General features: G+C 63.4%; 16 protein-coding genes. 9 read left to right on the top strand and 7 right to left on the bottom strand.

Annotated features, from left to right (window positions below; all coding sequences use genetic code 11):
* The first annotated feature begins 23 nt into the window (after positions 1 to 23).
* The 3 genes from CTEST_RS12485 to CTEST_RS12475 all read left to right on the top strand — a co-directional run bounded on the left by CTEST_RS12485 (position 24) and on the right by CTEST_RS12475 (position 2,283).
* Positions 24 to 920 (top strand): universal stress protein, encoded by an 897-nt coding sequence (locus CTEST_RS12485; RefSeq protein WP_047254014.1) that lies wholly within the window; start codon positions 24 to 26, stop codon positions 918 to 920.
* A 291-nt stretch (positions 921 to 1,211) separates the two neighbouring features.
* Positions 1,212 to 1,466, top strand: a complete 255-nt coding sequence (locus tag CTEST_RS12480) for a GlsB/YeaQ/YmgE family stress response membrane protein (protein ID WP_047254013.1) — start codon at positions 1,212 to 1,214, stop codon at positions 1,464 to 1,466.
* 184 nt (positions 1,467 to 1,650) lie between these two features.
* On the top strand, positions 1,651 to 2,283 hold the full coding sequence (locus CTEST_RS12475; protein WP_047254012.1) for a TetR/AcrR family transcriptional regulator: 633 nt from the start codon (positions 1,651 to 1,653) through the stop codon (positions 2,281 to 2,283).
* Here CTEST_RS12475 and yidC read toward each other — a convergent pair.
* Positions 2,210 to 3,445 carry a membrane protein insertase YidC gene (gene yidC / locus CTEST_RS12470; protein WP_144413289.1) on the bottom strand — a complete coding sequence of 412 codons (1,236 nt, stop codon included), beginning with the start codon at positions 3,443 to 3,445 and terminating at the stop codon, positions 2,210 to 2,212. The two genes, CTEST_RS12475 and yidC, sit on opposite strands and share 74 nt — an antisense overlap.
* A gap of 113 nt (positions 3,446 to 3,558) precedes the next feature.
* Between yidC and CTEST_RS12465 the strand changes: the two genes are divergently transcribed.
* Both CTEST_RS12465 and CTEST_RS12460 read left to right on the top strand, forming a co-directional pair.
* Positions 3,559 to 4,872 (top strand): sensor histidine kinase, encoded by a 1,314-nt coding sequence (locus CTEST_RS12465; protein ID WP_047254010.1) that lies wholly within the window; start codon positions 3,559 to 3,561, stop codon positions 4,870 to 4,872.
* A complete protein-coding gene (locus CTEST_RS12460) occupies positions 4,869 to 5,507 on the top strand; it encodes a response regulator (RefSeq protein WP_047254009.1) in 639 nt (212 codons plus the stop codon). Before CTEST_RS12465 ends, CTEST_RS12460 begins: the two co-directional genes overlap by 4 nt.
* A 3-nt stretch (positions 5,508 to 5,510) precedes the next feature.
* On the opposite strand, the gene CTEST_RS12455 is transcribed toward CTEST_RS12460, so the two are convergent.
* Both CTEST_RS12455 and CTEST_RS12450 read right to left on the bottom strand, forming a co-directional pair.
* Positions 5,511 to 5,849: a histone-like nucleoid-structuring protein Lsr2 gene (locus CTEST_RS12455; RefSeq protein WP_047254008.1), complete on the bottom strand. Its 339-nt coding sequence runs from the start codon at positions 5,847 to 5,849 to the stop codon at positions 5,511 to 5,513.
* Positions 5,850 to 6,090: 241 nt separating this feature from the next.
* Positions 6,091 to 6,726: a DUF6474 family protein gene (locus CTEST_RS12450; protein ID WP_047254007.1), complete on the bottom strand. Its 636-nt coding sequence runs from the start codon at positions 6,724 to 6,726 to the stop codon at positions 6,091 to 6,093.
* Between the two features lie 219 nt (positions 6,727 to 6,945).
* Between CTEST_RS12450 and CTEST_RS12445 the strand changes: the two genes are divergently transcribed.
* On the top strand, positions 6,946 to 8,400 hold the full coding sequence (locus CTEST_RS12445; protein ID WP_236686180.1) for a TM0106 family RecB-like putative nuclease: 1,455 nt from the start codon (positions 6,946 to 6,948) through the stop codon (positions 8,398 to 8,400).
* On the opposite strand, the gene CTEST_RS12440 is transcribed toward CTEST_RS12445, so the two are convergent.
* Positions 8,330 to 9,529: an MFS transporter gene (locus CTEST_RS12440; protein WP_047254465.1), complete on the bottom strand. Its 1,200-nt coding sequence runs from the start codon at positions 9,527 to 9,529 to the stop codon at positions 8,330 to 8,332. The genes CTEST_RS12445 and CTEST_RS12440 overlap by 71 nt on opposite strands.
* Positions 9,530 to 9,594: 65 nt before the next feature.
* Between CTEST_RS12440 and CTEST_RS12435 the strand changes: the two genes are divergently transcribed.
* Complete coding sequence (locus CTEST_RS12435) at positions 9,595 to 10,482, top strand: LysR family transcriptional regulator (RefSeq protein ID WP_047254006.1); 888 nt, start codon at positions 9,595 to 9,597, stop codon at positions 10,480 to 10,482.
* A gap of 170 nt (positions 10,483 to 10,652) precedes the next feature.
* Here CTEST_RS12435 and CTEST_RS12430 read toward each other — a convergent pair whose 3' ends face one another.
* The gene (locus CTEST_RS12430; RefSeq protein ID WP_047254005.1) at positions 10,653 to 11,252 is read right to left on the bottom strand and encodes a superoxide dismutase; all 600 of its coding nucleotides are present in this window, start codon (positions 11,250 to 11,252) and stop codon (positions 10,653 to 10,655) included.
* Positions 11,253 to 11,378: 126 nt separating this feature from the next.
* On the opposite strand from CTEST_RS12430, the gene msrA reads away from it, so the two are divergent.
* Entirely contained in the window at positions 11,379 to 12,050 is a 672-nt protein-coding gene (msrA, locus tag CTEST_RS12425) for a peptide-methionine (S)-S-oxide reductase MsrA (RefSeq protein ID WP_047254004.1), read from the top strand.
* A 3-nt stretch (positions 12,051 to 12,053) separates the two neighbouring features.
* Here the strand turns inward: msrA and CTEST_RS12420 are convergent, their stop codons facing one another.
* Entirely contained in the window at positions 12,054 to 12,737 is a 684-nt protein-coding gene (locus CTEST_RS12420; RefSeq protein ID WP_047254464.1) for an HAD family hydrolase, read from the bottom strand.
* Between the two features lie 174 nt (positions 12,738 to 12,911).
* On the opposite strand from CTEST_RS12420, the gene CTEST_RS12415 reads away from it, so the two are divergent.
* Positions 12,912 to 14,462 carry an alkaline phosphatase D family protein gene (locus tag CTEST_RS12415; protein WP_052844441.1) on the top strand — a complete coding sequence of 517 codons (1,551 nt, stop codon included), beginning with the start codon at positions 12,912 to 12,914 and terminating at the stop codon, positions 14,460 to 14,462.
* Here CTEST_RS12415 and CTEST_RS12410 read toward each other — a convergent pair.
* Complete coding sequence (locus tag CTEST_RS12410) at positions 14,452 to 16,284, bottom strand: alpha/beta-hydrolase family protein (RefSeq protein ID WP_083985624.1); 1,833 nt, start codon at positions 16,282 to 16,284, stop codon at positions 14,452 to 14,454. The two genes, CTEST_RS12415 and CTEST_RS12410, sit on opposite strands and share 11 nt — an antisense overlap.

Here is a 16,284-nt window from a genome sequence, read left to right as displayed (position 1 = left end):
CTTAACATGAAAGGGCGATCGAAATGACTAAGGAAGACATTGTCGTCGTAGCAGTCGACGGCTCCGAGGCCTCACATAATGCTGTTCGTTGGGCCGCCAACACTGCTAACAAGCGCGGCATCCCGCTGCGTCTCGCGTCTTCGTACACCATGCCGCAGTTCCTCTACGCCGAGGGCATGGTTCCGCCGCAGGAGCTGTTCGATGACCTTCAGTCCGAGACGATGGAGAAGATCGACCAGGCTCGCGTCATAGCTCATGAGATCGCTCCTGGCATCAAGATCGGACACACGATCGCTGAAGGCTCCCCGATCGACATGCTGCTGGAGATGTCCAAGGACGTCACCATGATTGTCATGGGTTCCCGAGGCCTCGGTGGCCTGTCGGGCATGGTCATGGGTTCGGTGTCCGCCGCTGTTGTGTCCCACGCTGAGTGCCCCGTCGTGGTTGTCCGCGATGACAACCCGGTGCAGGAAGCCACGAAGTATGGCCCCGTCGTCGTGGGCGTGGATGGCTCTGATGTCTCCCAGCGGGCCACGGAAATCGCCTTCGCGGAGGCAGATGCCCGCAACTGCGAGCTCGTCACCGTGCACACCTGGATGGACATGCAGGTTCAGGCTTCTCTCGCGGGGCTCTCGGCAGCCCAGCTGCAGTGGGAAGAGGTGGAGCGTGAGCAGATTGAGATGCTCTCTGAGCGCCTCGCCCCGATGACGGAGAAGTACCCCAACGTTGAGGTACGCAAGGTGATCACCCGTGACCGCCCGGTCCGAGCGCTCGTGGAGAACTCTGAGGGGGCACAGTTGCTGGTCGTCGGTTCGCACGGCCGCGGTGGCTTCAAGGGCATGCTTTTGGGCTCCACGTCTCGTGCGCTGCTGCAGTCCGCACCGTGCCCGATGATGGTTGTTCGCCCGATCGATTCCTAAACTTTCAACCCGACTGTTACCCGTGTCCCCGCAAAGGGGGATGCGGGTTTCGTCTTTCTAGGCATCGGTACTCGAACTAGTTACGCCCACCAAAACAGATCATTTCGGAAGCGAAGTCACAACGATCCGGTCACGATGTCGGTGTGAGCGTGCATCTCACCGTAATTCATGCAAAGCTATACATGTGATCACTGAGTGTAACTTTCACAAGCTTCTTCAGTGAACAACAAAGCTCAATCTTGGCCGGCGCCTCTGTCGACTGAGAAAGATAAAAGTGAGAAGGAGAACGACATGCTCGGTTTGGGAATCTTCGGTTGGATTATCATCGGCGGCCTCGCAGGCTGGATTGCTTCCAAGATCAAGGGCACCGACGCCCAGCAGGGCCTCCTGCTTAACATCATCGTCGGCGTTATCGGCGGCCTGCTTGGTGGTTGGCTGCTTAGCTTCTTCTTCGACGTGGCCGGTGGCGGAATTATCTTCAGCTTCCTGACCTGCCTCCTCGGCGCAGTCATCCTGCTGTCGATTGTGCAGGCAGTCCGCAAGTAGAAGTCCATCTAGAACGGCTTGTATCGCGCCCGTTGCTCCCCCTGGGGAGTGGCGGGCGCGAGGCGTTGAGGGGGTCGCGCCACCACGAAGGGCGGGGGTGCACGCTTGCTATACGTACCGGTTTGTCTATATTGAGTAGAAGCAACCGCGCATTCCCCTCGACCCTTGGAAGGACGGCTATTCCGTGGCACCCAGCACGCCCAAGAAGAAGACCACCGCTACTCGTCGGCGCAACCGTCCTAGCCCCCGCCAGCGCCTGCTGGATTCGGCGACTAATCTCTTTTCCACTGAGGGTATCCGGGTGATCGGCATCGATCGCATCCTCCGGGAGGCGGATGTCGCCAAGGCGTCGTTGTATTCGCTGTTTGGGTCAAAGGATGCGCTGGTGATCGCCTACCTGGAGGCACTGGACGAGCAGTCCCGGCAGGCCTGGGTGGATCGCACCAAGACGATGGCGGACGCCGAGGACAAGATCCTCGCGTTCTTCGACATGGCGATCGCGGAGGAACCGGGGAAGGATTTCCGTGGGTCCTATTTCCAAAACGCTGCCAATGAGTATCCGAAGCCGGAGACCGACTCCGAGCGGGGCATTATCGTTGCCTGTTTGGCCCATCGGACGTGGATGCACCAGACGATGACGGATCTATTGACCGCCAAGAATGGTTACCCGTCGTCGACGCAGGCCAACCAGCTGCTCATCTTCCTCGATGGTGGTCTGGCTGGTGCCCGTTTCGTGCGGCACGTTAGTCCTTTGGAGACTGCTCGGGACTTGGCTCGTCAGATGCTGCTGGCTCCTCCGGCGGACTACTCGATTTAGCCGTCGTTTCACCATTCTTTTTGGCGAGGCGCTCTTGGCGCTTGCGCTCATTTTTATCTTTGATCAGCTGGGTACGCGCGGCGGATTGCTCTTTCCGGATCCGTTTCCGCTCAGCTTTCTCGGCGGTTGATTTCTCGCGCCGCTCCGCCTTTTCGGCGTTGAGCTCGCGGCGGATCTCGGGGATCCTCCACGGTTGGATGGCGCCAAGAGCTTGTCGACGCCGCACTCCGCGCCGGTAGGTGCGTCTCTCCCGCAGTTCGGTGAGGAAGGCTTCCTTCGCTTCGTTGGTGGACGCTTGGTGCTCTTCCGATAGCGGCATGAGTTGGTCGACTCGGATGCGGATGAGGGTGGTTTGGGCGAGCGTCCAGAGGTTGTTGGCAAACCAGTAGGCGATGATGGCCACGGGGGCCTGGCCGGTCAGGCCGAAGCTGATGAGCATGATCGGGATGAACGGGATCATGAACAGGATGATCTTGTTCGCCACACGGGAGATCTTCGAGGTCCAATCCATGGTCAAACGGTTGCGGCGCACCGTCTGGAAAAGGTTGAACATGGTGAAGAAGACCGCTAGCAGCAGCGTGGGCAAGACGAATTGCAAAACCTCGTCGCGGGTGGTTCCCAAGGCCGCTAGGTGTTCCTCCGACATGGCCACGTAGGCCGGCAGCGGGTAGCCGAAGAGCTCGGCGTTGATAAAGGAGCGCATCTCGGTGGCATTGAGCAGGCCTACAGAGGCGCCATCCGGTACCTCGAGGGTTTCGGAGGGCCGGGACATCTGCACGACCACCCGGTAGAGCCCGAAGAAGATGGGGATCTGGATGAGCATGGGCAAACAACCGGCCAACGGATTGTAGTTGTGGCGTTGGCGAAGCTCCTTGCGCTTCGTCTCCAGCTCGGCGACTGATTCTTTATCAGTCCGGGTCTCGTATTCCTTGTTCAAGGCGGCGAGCTCGGGGCGCATGACGATGGAACGCCGCGAGGACATGTACTGGATCCACGAGATCGGCGTGATGAGGCCTCGGACGGTGACCACCAGGCCCAGCAAGGCGAATGCCCACGCAGTGGAGTCGTTGACTCCGAGGACGTTGTGGATGAGGAGATGCCAGAGTTTCAGGACCCCGGAGACCACATAAATAAACGGTTCCAGCACAGTCGAGTCAACCATCCTCACAGAAGTCAGAAGCAAGGCCACCGCAGCCGTGCTCACTATGTCGCTTTACCGATCCTATCCATGCACCTTCTCACTCACGAATGCACGGGCTGAGTAGGCTCATCGTTATGGAGACCAGCCTAGATTCTCATCCACAAGATGTGGAGGATGAGTCCCGGGAGCGCACCCCTGCTCCCGATGAGGAAGTGTTGACCGATGGCGTCCACATTCTCACCGCATTGCTGTTGATCGTCGCGCTGCTGAGTTCCATTCGCCTGCCCTTCGGGGAGGCAGCGTTGAACCTGTTGCTGTGTTCCGGCTTCGCGGTGCTGTATTTCTATGGGTCGGCCCAGTTGCCGAAGTGGCGGGAATCGACCCAATTGCTGTGGTTGGTGGGGTTGACCACGTTGTGGATCTTGGCCATGTTGGTCGCCCCCGTGGGCATCTACTTGGTCTTTTCCCTGTTCTTTTTGTACCTGCGGGTGATGGATGATGTCCGGGGTGTGGCCTCGGTGCTCTTTGCCACCGCGGTATCGGTGATCACGCAAATTCCCAATGGGTTGACGGTCGGCGGCGTCATGGGGCCGGCGGTGTCGGCGGCGGTGGTCCTGGCCATTCACTACGCCTTCCGCACCATGTGGCGCATCAATCGGGAGCGCGAGGAGCTCATTGATCAGCTCATCGCGACCCGCACGCAGCTCGCGGAGACCGAACGGGCGGCAGGCGTGGTGGAGGAGCGCCAACGCCTGGCGCATGAGATCCATGACACCGTGGCCCAAGGGTTGTCCAGCATCCAGTTGCTGTTGCATTCCGTGGAGCGGGACATTCAGGGATTCGGCCTGCCGGACGAGCAGACCGCTAACCCCCGAAGGCTGTTGGAGCTCGCGCGCACTACCGCCGCGGAAAATCTCGGGGAGACCCGCGCGATGATCGCCACCCTGCAACCCGCCTCCCTGTCAGAGACGTCGCTGGAGGGTGCCTTAGAACGGATGTCCCGGAGTTTCGCGGCGGCCGCGGACGTGGACATCAGCGTCATCATGGAAGGCCAGGAATCGCAGCTGCCCATGCGGACGGAGACCTGCCTGTTGCGGATCGCCCAAAGCGCGGTCGGGAATGTGGCCAAACATGCCAATGCCAGTCGCTGCCAGGTGACGGTGACGTACGCGCCCGAGGAGGTGCGTCTCGACGTCGTGGACAATGGCGAAGGCTTTGACCCGACGGAAGTCGAGGAGCGGCCCGCCAGCCTCGGCCACATCGGCCTTGACGCGATGCGGCAGCGCGCCGCGGAACAGGGCGGCGTGCTGGAGGTCGAGTCGACGCCAGGATTCGGCACCGCAGTGTCGGTGGCCATCCCGGTGAACACCGTGACTCATACTGAGGCAACACTAACTACTACACTTGATGAAAACCCCAACGACGAAGAGGAAAGGTGGCAAGCATGATCCGAGTGCTGCTGGCCGACGATCATGAAATTGTCCGGATGGGGCTGCGGGCCGTCCTCGAGGACGCCGAAGACATCGAAGTTGTGGGGGAAGTAGCGACGGCGGAAGCCGCCATCGCCGCCGCTCAAGCCGGCGGGATTGATGTGCTCCTCATGGATCTGCGGTTCGGGGCCGGGGTCGAAGGCACCCGGGTGATGAACGGGGCGGAAGCCACCGCAGAGATCAAAGCCTCCATGGCGAAGCCGCCCAAAGTGCTAGTGGTGACTAACTATGACACCGATGCGGATATTCTCGGCGCGATCGAGGCAGGAGCTGTCGGGTACATGCTCAAAGATGCCCCGCCGGTTGAGTTGCTCGCCGCCGTCCGCTCGGCAGCCGAAGGCGATTCGGCGCTGTCACCGGTGGTGGCGGATCGGCTGATGACGCGCGTGCGCACCCCTCGCACGTCGCTGACCCCCCGTGAGCTGGAAGTGCTCAAACTCGTGTCGGAGGGTTCCTCCAACCGGGAGATTGGGCATACCCTCATGTTGTCCGAGGCGACCGTGAAGTCTCACCTCGTCCACATCTATGACAAGTTGGGCGTGCGCTCCCGCACCTCCGCGGTGGCGGCGGCGCGGGAGCAGGGCATGCTCTAACTCTTAGGAGTGGGCCTTGTCGTAGGCCTCGTAGACGTGTGCGGGCAGGGTGCCGCGGTCGGAAACGGCGATTCCCTCCTCGCGGGCCCATTCGCGGACCTTGCGGGTGTTGGAGCGCTTGACTCCACCGGTGCCCCGGCCGCGGCGGCCGAGGGCCGGAGCCGGGCTGGCGACCTTGATGTAGGGGGCCAGTGCCTCGCGGAAGGCGGCGGCGTTCTTGGCGGAAAGATCAACGACGTATTGCGAGCCATCGAGGGCGAAGCGAATGGAGTCGACGTCCTCAGCGGAGAGCGGAGAACCATCGATGTCGTCGTAGTACTGGGTGATTTCGCGGCGTGCCATGGGAAACTCCTCAAGGTGAAATGAAAGCCCGTACTGGTAGAACGGGGGATTATATTACTGTATCGACCATTATGCCGAAAGTAACCAAACTCCGCATTCGAACATAGGCGACTGAGTTCAGTTCTTCAACATTCACATTGCCAGATGGGCAGGTAACGGCACTATTTCACAAGCATTTCACATGAGAAAAGGAGGTGAAAGCCACTTTGCTTCCACCTCCTCAGGGCGCCATCTCGTCGTATTACGGTCGGCGAAGACGGTCCTGAATCTCCTGAGTTACCGCGTCAATATCGCGCGAGATAGTGTTGTGCGCGCGGCGGCGCTGCTCCGGGGTCATGAATTCCGCGTTGTCGACGGCTTTGTCCAGCTCATCGAGGCGATCCTTGACATCGCGGACAAACCCCGCCGAGTGCTGCTCTTCGCTCAGTGTCTGCCGCACGCCGTGGGTGCGAGCTTTGAGTTCGGAACCGTGCCCGGCAAAGCGGGCCAATTGGTCCACGGAAACTCCGACCTTTCGGGCCTTCGCTTCGGCGACCTGTTCACGGCCGGCGGTAATCGCGCGGTAGATCAGCGGCAGTAACAGGGGCAGCGCCAGGCGGGCGGCGCCAGCCCATCGCCGGACATTGGCAGAATTGATCCGACCCTGCTTGATTTGGGCCAGGGTGTTTTCGGCCATCTTGCGCTCATGCTTGCGGCGATCTTTGAGTCCGCGGGCCTCGCGCTTGAGCAGATCCTTTTCCGCTTTGGCGAGTAGCTTCTCGCGGCGCAGCTCAAGCTTGGCGTCTTCCTTGACGGCTTGACGGGCTCGGGCTTTGGCGGCCTTGATTTCTGCCTTAGCCTTTGTGCGGTTTTTGCGGATCGATTTCATAATGCCCATGTGATTGCGACCTTAACTTCCCGGTTAATGGCGATTCATCGGTGTTCGGGTTCAACACTACCTGGGATAGTGGGATATGCTCACGCCATTGTGAGTGCTTCGGAAACCTGCGCAACGGTGACGGCGTCTGATCTGGTCGGTTGCCGTTACCGGCTGGTTCAGCGTGCGCGTCACCCGGATGTCCCCCGAACTCGCACCGCGGAGGCGAGGCAGGCTCGGATGCTTGTGGCCCGGGAGGCGGTGCAGGCGTTGTTGCCGCAACGCCGCGCCCTCGGTGATGGCCGTTCGCGTCGGTTCTTAAGGGTCGACATTCCGGGGGAGGACGCGTTCGCCGCCGAGTTGGCCACGCTTGAAGCATTGGCGCAGCGGGCCACACTCATCACGGGTGCAGTGTTTAGCACTGCCCAGTGGCGCGTGGAGGTGGACATTCTGGTTCGGCGCCCGGATGGGTTGTACATGCCGGTGATTGTGAGCAATCATCGCGTGGCCCGGGCGGCGCAGGGGCACTCGACGCCGGTGCTGGCCACGGGTCGGCTGGGTTTGGGCGAGCCGGTGGAGGGGCAGTTCCGGCTGCGTCATCACGCTATTGATGGCTACCGCTTGGGGTTGGCGGCCCGCGCGCTGGCGGAGATGGATTTGGACAGTGGGTGGGGAGGGACGATCGGCCAGGATCGGACGAGGGCTTTCCTTGAGCGCACCGCGTCCTTCCAACCGGCGTTGGATAAGGCCCTGGACCTGCCGCTTCCGCGCCGACCCCGTCGCGTGAAGGAATGCGCCACGTGTCGCTTCCGCCCGCTCTGCGACGTGGAGTTGACCGAACTCGATGACATCAGTTTGGTCCTCCCGGGCGATCGCGCGGAGCCGTTCCGCGAGCAGGGCATCACCACCGTTCAAGAGCTTATCGACGCCCGCTGGCTCGGCGAGCCCGCCGCCCTCGCCAAAGCTTGGCGCGAGGGCATCCCCCTGCTGCGCAGGGTGGATGCCGTGGACGCCCCGCGGGCGGACGTGGAAATCGACGTCGATATGGAGGCCTACCTCGACCAGGGCGCGTACCTGTGGGGCACCTTCGACGGGCAGGACTACCGGGCCTTCGCCACGTGGGAACCCCTCGGTGGTGATGCCGAGGCAGAGAACTTCGCGCGGTTGTGGGCGTGGCTTGAGCAGAAACGGGAGCAGGCCCACCGGGACGGCGTGACCTTCGCCGCCTATTGTTGGTCCGCGCACGGGGAGAATCACTGGATGCGGATGAGCGCCCGGCGCTTCGGCGGGCGACGGTTCACAGACGTCACCGTCCCCACGGAAGCCGAGGTCGTGGAGTTCATTAGCTCGCAAGAGTGGGTGGACATGTTCGACGTGGTGCGCCGCCAACTCGTGGGACCCTACGGCCTGGGTCTGAAGGTCGTCGCGCCCGTGGCGGGGTACACGTGGGCGGACGGTGATTTCGACGGTGAGGAATCGGTGAATGCGCGCCGGGTGGCGCGGGGCGTCGATAAGCAGGCGCTGGAGACGCGCAGCCGTCTCCTGCGCTACAACGAAGACGACTGCCGAGCGACCGCGCGAGTCCGGGAGTGGATGCGGGCGGGCGCGCCCGGCACGCCGCTGATCAGGCAGTACCTCGACGATGAAGCGACAGGCTCACCGCAACGAGGAGAAGCAGAATCGCCGCGAGGGTGAGCGTGAACCCGAACCACGACAGCTGCGCGAAGACGAGCCCAGTCATCGCCCCGATGATCGAAGACCCCGCGTAGTAGCTGAATAGGTACATGCTCGACGCCTCGGCGCGGTGCTCGGTGGCCGCCAAGCCAATCCAGCTCGACGCCAGGGAATGCATGGCGAAGAAGGCGGCCGTGAACACCAACAGGCCACTCAGGGCGAGGGGGAGCCAGCCGGAGGCAGTCGCCAGCGTGCTCACGACCATGAGAATGGTGCACGTGACCAGGGTCGGGCCCCGGCCGTAGCGGGAGGCAATGGCGCCGGCGCGGGCCGAGCTCCACGTGCCGGAGAGATACATGATGAACACCAGGCCCACGAGCGCGGGCGACAGCCCGAAGTGATCAATCATGCGGAAGCCGAAAAAGTTGTACATGGACACGAACACGCCCATGCCCAGGAACGCGATCACGAACAGCGCCAGCAGGTGGGGATTGCGCAGGTGTCCGACCATGGCGGAAAACTCCGAGCGCACGCCGATCTTCTTCGGCACGAAACGGCGCTGGCGAGGAAGGAGGAAGGCCATAGCAATGGCGATGGCGAAAGTGATCACGGAGCTGATGACCAGGGACGTGCGCCAATCAACGATCTCCAGCAGCCCGGCTGGCATGAGGCGTCCGGTCAACCCACCGACGGAGGTGCCCGCGACGTAGATGCCCATCGCGCGCGGGAGATCCTCAGGATGGAGCTCCTCGGCGAGCCAGGCCATGGCGACGGCCGGGACGCCGGCGATGACCAGACCCTGGAGGCCGCGCAGGGAGATGAGCGATGCGCCGTCGGGGGCGAGTGGCAGGAGCATGCCGATGGAGGTGGCCAGCAGCGCGGAGAGAATGAGGATGCGGCCGCGGCCGAAACGCTCGGACAGGATGGACGCGGGCACGATACACAGGGCGAGCATGCCCGTCGTGGCGGAGACGGTGAGGGCGGCGACGGAAGGGGTGATGCGGAGATCGTCGACAAGCGTGGGCAGCAGCGCCTGCGTGGCGTAGAGGGCGTTGAAGGAGGCGAGCCCGGCGAGGAGCATGGCAAAGACCGCGCGGCGGTAGAGTCGGTCGCCGCGGCGTAATCCTTGCTGCTCGGGAGTCATGCTCATCATGGTGGCTCGGCAGGAGGCATGTGTAAAATGTGTGTTTTTAGCAATTTCGATACGATAAATGCATGAGTGATTTCACCTTCTCTGACCTGCGGGGACTGCTGGCCGTGGCGGAATCCGGCCACCTCACGGAGGCCTCCGAGCTCCTCGATGTGTCCCAGCCCACTCTCACGCGCCGCATCCAGCGCATCGAAAAAGCCGTCGGCGCCGACCTCTTCGACCGCTCCGGCCGACGCATCGCCCTCAACGCCCGCGGCCGCGCCTTCCTGCCCCACGCGCGGACCATCGTCGCCGAACTCGCCGCTGGCACCGCCAAAGTCGGCCGCCTCATGGACCCCGCCCACGGCACGGTCCGCCTCGACTTCATGCACTCGCTCGGCACCTGGATGGTCCCCGACCTCCTCCGCGACTACCGCGCGCTTTACCCCCACGTGGACATTCGCCTCCACCAAGGCGCCGCCCGCGAACTCGTTGACAGAGTGCTTATCGACGCCGCCGATCTCGCCCTCGTCGGCCCCCGCCCGCCCGAGGCGGGCACCGGGATCGGCTGGCACCAACTCCGCGTCCAGCGCCTCGCACTGGCCATCCCCGAAGACCACCCATTGGCCCAACCCGGCCCCATGCCCATTGATATCCGTGACGCCCGCGACGAGGGCTTCGTCGGCATGCTCCCCGGCTACGGCACCCGACTGCTACTCGACCGCGTCACCGAAGAAGCTGGATTCCACCCCCGCCTCGTCTTCGAATCGATGGAGCTGACCACCGTCGCCGGGCTCGTTTCCGCCGGCCTCGGCGTAGCACTCCTACCGCTCGATGATCCCTACCTCGCTCCCCGAGGCATCGTCCTGCGGCCCCTCGACCCGCCCGCCCACCGCGAACTGGGGTTGGTCTGGCGCGCCGGGGCGTCGGAGGCGCCGCCGGTGGACAAGTTCCGGGAGTTCATCGTGGGTTAATCCTGCTCCGGAGCGAGGAGGCTGAAACCCGCTCTATCTAACAACTCTGGGGTCAAACCTCCTTCTAAACCGGCCAAGTTGTTAGCGAGTGCGGGTTTTGGCCGACTCAGGGCGCCAAAAAGCCGCCGGACACTAGGTCCGACGGCTGGTGGGGTTCTAGCTAGGGGGAACTACTTGGCGGAGGCGTAGCGCTGTGCGACGTCCTCCCAGTTGAAGACGTTCCACACGGCCTTGACGTAATCAGCCTTGACGTTCTTGTACTGCAGGTAGAAGGCATGCTCCCACATGTCGAGCATGAGCAGCGGGGTCAGGTTGATGGAGATGTTGCCCTGCTGATCGGTGAGCTGCTCGATGACGAGGCGGTCAGCGACGTGGTCATAACCAAGCACGGCCCAGCCGGAGCCCTGGAGGCCCAGTGCTGCAGCGTTGAAGTGCTCCTTGAAGGCGTCGAAGGAACCGAAGTCGCGGACGATGGCGTCAGCCAGTTCGCCGGTCGGCTCGCCGCCACCGTTGGGGGAGAGGTTCTTCCAGAAGATGGAGTGGTTGGTGTGGCCACCCAGGTTGAAGGCGAGGTCCTTGGAGAGGGCTGCGGCGGCGACGCCGATGTAGCCGTTCTCGCGGGCATCAGCGAGCTTCTCCAGGGCGGTGTTGGCACCATTGACGTAGTTCTGGTGGTGCTTGGAGTGGTGCAGCTCCATGATCTCTGCCGCGATGTGCGGCTCAAGAGCGTCGTATGCGTAATCGAGCTCGGGAAGTTCGTAGACAGCCATTTCCTCTTCGTCCTTTCGTAGACTTCGCACCGTCAGGCGGCGCGCTGCTCCCCATGATAGGCAAGTTCGAGAAATCGGCAACGATTGTGTTCCCAAATTGGTTTCAACTGGTACTACAGTGGGCTCATGGCATGGATGTTTCAACGTACTCCCGAACTAGTTCCCACCGACCAAGCTCTCAAGGGCGGCCGAGCGCCGGTCCTGCCGCACCCCCGTCCGCATGCCGTCCTGGGCACCCCCATTACCGGCCCGTGGCGCGATGACCAGCGGGTTCTCTACATCGGTATCGGCTGTTTTTGGGGTGTGGAGAAGATCTACTGGCAGATGGAGGGCGTGGAATCGACCTCCGTTGGTTATGCCGGTGGCGCCACGGTCAACCCCACCTACCGGGAAGTCTGCTCAGGCCGCACCAATCACGCAGAGGTTGTCGAGGTCGTTTACAACCCGGCGGTCATCTCCCTCAAGGAGATCGTGGTCGCCGCGCTCGAAGCACACGACCCGACCCAGGGCATGCGCCAAGGAAATGACGTGGGCACGCAGTATCGTTCGGCTTTCTACACCACGGGCGAGCACGCCGAGGAAGAGAAGCAGGAAATCCAGGCGATCGTCGATTCCTATGCTGAGCAGCTCGCAGATCACGGCTATGGCGAGGTAACCACCGAGGTGAAGACCCTCGCGGAGACCGCGTCGGGCGCGTACTACCTCGCCGAAGATGAGCACCAGCAGTACCTGCACAAGGTGCCCAATGGCTACTGCCCGCTGCACTCCACCGGCGTGGAGTGCCGCATTCCGGATTAGAGATCAGGCCCGGAGCTGGTCAATCACGCCCACCAGGGTGTCCATGGCTGGCTCATCGGGCGGGGCTGCCGGGTCGCGGGGTTGATCCGCCCGCTGCAACAACAGGGCGTCGATGCCGACGGCGCGGGGACCCGCGACATCGTTAGCCCAGGAATCGCCCACCACGAGCGTTTCTTCGGCGCCCACCCCTAAGCGTTCCAGGGCGGCGGCGTATGCCGCCGGATGGGGTTTGGCGACGCCGAGCTCGACGGTGGCGATGAGTAGGACGGCGTCGATAAGCAATCCTGTGCGTTCAAGCTTCGCACGCTGCAGCTTTTCCGCACCATTGGTGAGGATGCCCACGCGCACCCCCGCGTCGAGCGCCGCTGTGAGGGCCGGCCGGGCATCGTCGTAGGCGCGCCACTGGGAGCGATAAACGCTCAGGTATCCCTCGTACAGCTCGAGGGCCTCGTCGTCGGTGAGCGAAGGGCGGCCGAGGAACTCCTTGCAACGCTCGACCCGCTGGCCGACGTGGCTGACCTCCCCGTTTTCGAAGCGGGTGAACCACTTCTGCTCGATCTCATGCCAACGCTGCCATTGGCCCGTGGGCAGACCCAACGTCTGGCACCAGGCGTCAACGCCGATGCGGGCGGCGCTGGCGTGATCGACGAGCGTGCCGTCGAGGTCAAAGAGAACTGCACGGTACATAAGGCCACAGCGTAGGCGAGCGCCACGTGAAGCGGGCATGAGATGTCCTTCATGTAGAGCCCGATCCGCCTGAGGGCGGGTGACAATGTGGCCGTGACTACCAATGATCAGCGCGGACAGCGACAACTTACCCGGCGAGGGCTGCTGCAGGGCACCCTCCTTGCCGGGGCGGCGATGGCAGTGCCAGGGGTGTCCACGGCGAGCGAGCCCCGGGCATTCCTCCATGGGGTCGCCTCGGGTGACCCGCTGCCGACGTCGGTAATCCTGTGGACACGGGTAACGCCCACCCCGGAGGCGACGCCCGGCTCCGGGCTGGGGCCAGCCGTCGACGTTGGCTGGGAGATCGCCCGGGACGAGGATTTCCGCGTGGTGGAGCGGGCCGGAACGGTGACCGCGACCGCCGCCAGTGATCACACCGTGCATGTCGATCCCTTTCACCTGGAGCCTGCGACGACGTACTTCTATCGCTTCACCGCGCTCAGCGGGGAGGTTGCCGGGGAGATGTCGGCGGTGGGGCGCACGCGGACGCACCCCAGCGATGACACCGACCCAGGCCAGTGGCGCCTGGCCGTGTGCTCCTGCGCGAACTACGAATCCGGCTACTTCGGCGCCTACGCGGACATTGCGCGCCGGGCGCACGCGGGGGAGATCGATGTGGCCGTGCACATGGGCGACTACCTGTACGAATACGCCTCAGGGGAATACGCCGGCAAGCACGGGGTCGTGCGCCCGCATGTGCCGGCGTGGGAATTGACCACCCTGGCGGACTATCGTTCGCGCTACGGCCACTACCGGCGGGACGCTGATCTCCAGGCCGCACACGCCGCCCTGCCCTGGGTGGTGACCTGGGATGATCATGAGATTGCCAACAACGCCTGGGCCGGTGGGGCGGACAAACACACCGGGGCGAAGGGCGAGTGGGGCGAGCGGCGTGATCACGCCATGCAGGCCTACCTGGAATGGTTGCCGGTGCGCGGGACGTCCCCCTCGCGCGGAGGTCACATCTACCGCACGCTGCGCTGTGGCACCCTGGCTGAGCTACATATGCTCGATCTTCGCTTCTATCGGAGTGCCCCTGGCCTGCATAATCCTCAGTCGCGCGGCGATGATCGCACGATCATGGGCTCGGAACAGTTCAACTGGCTGTCGGCACGGTTAGCCACAGCGTCGACGCGCTGGAACCTCATCGGGACATCGGTGATGATGGCCCCGCTCAACCTCATCGACCTCGCGCCTGAGGTGAAAAGCCATCTTCTGAGCTTGGTTGGTGTCGACCTGGCGGGCACCCCCATTAACGTCGACCAGTGGGATGGTTACCAGGGCGACCGCGATCGGCTGTTGACTCAGTTGGCGCAAGCACATGGGCATGGCCGGACGGTGTTCCTGACCGGCGATATCCATTCGGAGTGGGCCAACCACATCTGGGTTGGTGACCAGATCGTTGCCGCCGAGCTGGTTTGTTCTTCCGTGAACGCGTCGAACGTCGATGACCTGCTGAGGGTGCCGGCAGACAGCGCCGTGTCCCTGGCCGCGGAGGCCCACGTGCGGGCGCACAATCCGCATATCGCTCACGTGGATCTCGATGCCCACGGCTATTCCACTCTCCTCATCCACCACGACGCGGTGGAAATGTCATGGCAGCGAGTGTCCGATGTGACCGTTACCGGTTCCGGAGTATCCACCGCTCACACGATGCTTTACGACGCCGCGCACATCACCGCGTGATCGCATCCTTGATGATGAAGTCCGCCGCTTTCGCGGCGAGGAAAGGAGTCAAGCGCACGGCGGCATTCTCGCCCAAGACGGCGTCCCAGTACCACAGCATTTCCTCGTGATAGTTGTGCCCGTGGCCCCCGGCGGTGGCGTTGGAGCTCAACTGATCCACGCCGATCTGCCAGGACGTGATGAAGGGAATCCAGCGGATTCCGGTCACCACGTCGAGGCGTTGAGCCCGCGGGGCGGGGCGCCCCCGACTGCCGGGCTCCGTCAGCCAGGCTGGTCGACGCCAGATGAGCGGAATATCCCACCAGACAATTGGGTCCGACGCATGTTGGGCAATAATAACCTTTGTCTGTGACCAATTATTGCGATACTCCAGGCCCGAAAAGTCCCGGTAGAGATGGTCTTGGTGGGCGGTGAACCTCACGAACTTACCGCCCTCGATGATGGGCAGGCGCTCAGGAGATCCCGGATCACGCGACGCGGTGAGCTCTTGGGTTAAGCGGGTAAAGCGAGGCGGGCCGGAAAAGACGGCGCCATCCGTCGTGGTGAGGAGGTCCTCCAGACCGTCGAAGGCGGTCATCATGCCATAGGCTCCGAGGGATTCGCCCGCGACATAAAGCTTCGGGCGATCATCAGGATCCATCTGCTCGAGGCGGGAGATGATGGCCGCCAGCAAGATTCGGCTGGCGCGCACGGGAGTGTCCCGATCCAAGTAATAGGACACCGCGGAGGGAAGGTAGGAGTACTGCATGGACATCGTCGCGCAGTTGCCGCCGGTGAGGAACTCCACCGCATCGACCGACCAGTCAGTGATCCAGCCCGTACCGGTAGAAGTTTGGATGACGAGGGTATCGCGCCTAAAAGCGCCCGTCCGATCCATTTCCGCAAGGACGAGCCGCGCCGCTGAAGCCAGGGACCGGCCCTGGACCAGGCCCACGAAAATACGGATCGGCTCATGGACCTCCTCCAAGCCGGTGACCGCGGCAATATCCTGAGCGCGAGGGCCGAGGGACAGCACGGCCCGGCCCTGAGCTCCCACCCGTATCCAATTCTCTCGAGACCACGGGCTCCCAGAGCGCTCCGGCTCCCACGGCATCGCCGTACCAGGAAAGACAGATTGGTTGAGGTAGGCGGCCCGACGCGCCAGGCGGGCGATGGTGCGGCGCATGAGAAGCCGGTCGCTGAGGAGGAATGCTGCGCCACCAACGCCGAATATCGCCAACGGCCAACCCAGCCACGGGGGCATGATGCGCGACAGGCGGCGACCCAGCCTATCGACGCTGAGCTGCGCAGCCTCCCCCATGAGAAGAAGCGCACCGTACCCGGCGGTGCCCACCGCGGCACCCAGCGCCGCCTGCTTCGCCCCCCGCACATGGCCCAGGCCCACTAGCCGAGATTGCTGGTCCTGCCGCCGGAGGCTAAGCCCCGCCGCCACGACGGTGATGGAGGCAATGGCGACGTGCCCGGCGTGCAACGTAGCCAACGTGATGAGCCGCTGCGGGCGGTGCCCTGCCCGATCGAAGGCCTTCGATATGGTCCACGCCGTTCCCGTGCCCACCGCATGACCTACCCCCTGGCACACGGCCACGTTGGCAGCGATCGCCCACCACGGCCGGGGAAGAAGCGAAGGAGACACGGCCCACCAGGTAGCGATCTCCGCCCCCAGAATGCCCGGAAGTAGCCGCTCTGAGAGATGGCGCCGCTTAGTCAGCCGCAGGCCAGGTGTGATATCGGCTACCACGGCGAGAGCAAAGGCGGTGCCCTTGAGTGTCCCGACGGCACCCCGGGCAAGGCCTCTGAGCAGGAAGGAGCGGGTTGAGCCCAT

It is taken from the genome of Corynebacterium testudinoris, from assembly GCF_001021045.1.
In the GTDB taxonomy this organism is placed as follows: Bacteria; Actinomycetota; Actinomycetes; order Mycobacteriales; family Mycobacteriaceae; genus Corynebacterium; species Corynebacterium testudinoris.
The sequence above is the reverse complement of the archived record's forward strand: the minus strand, read 5'-3'. Positions and strand labels throughout refer to the sequence as shown.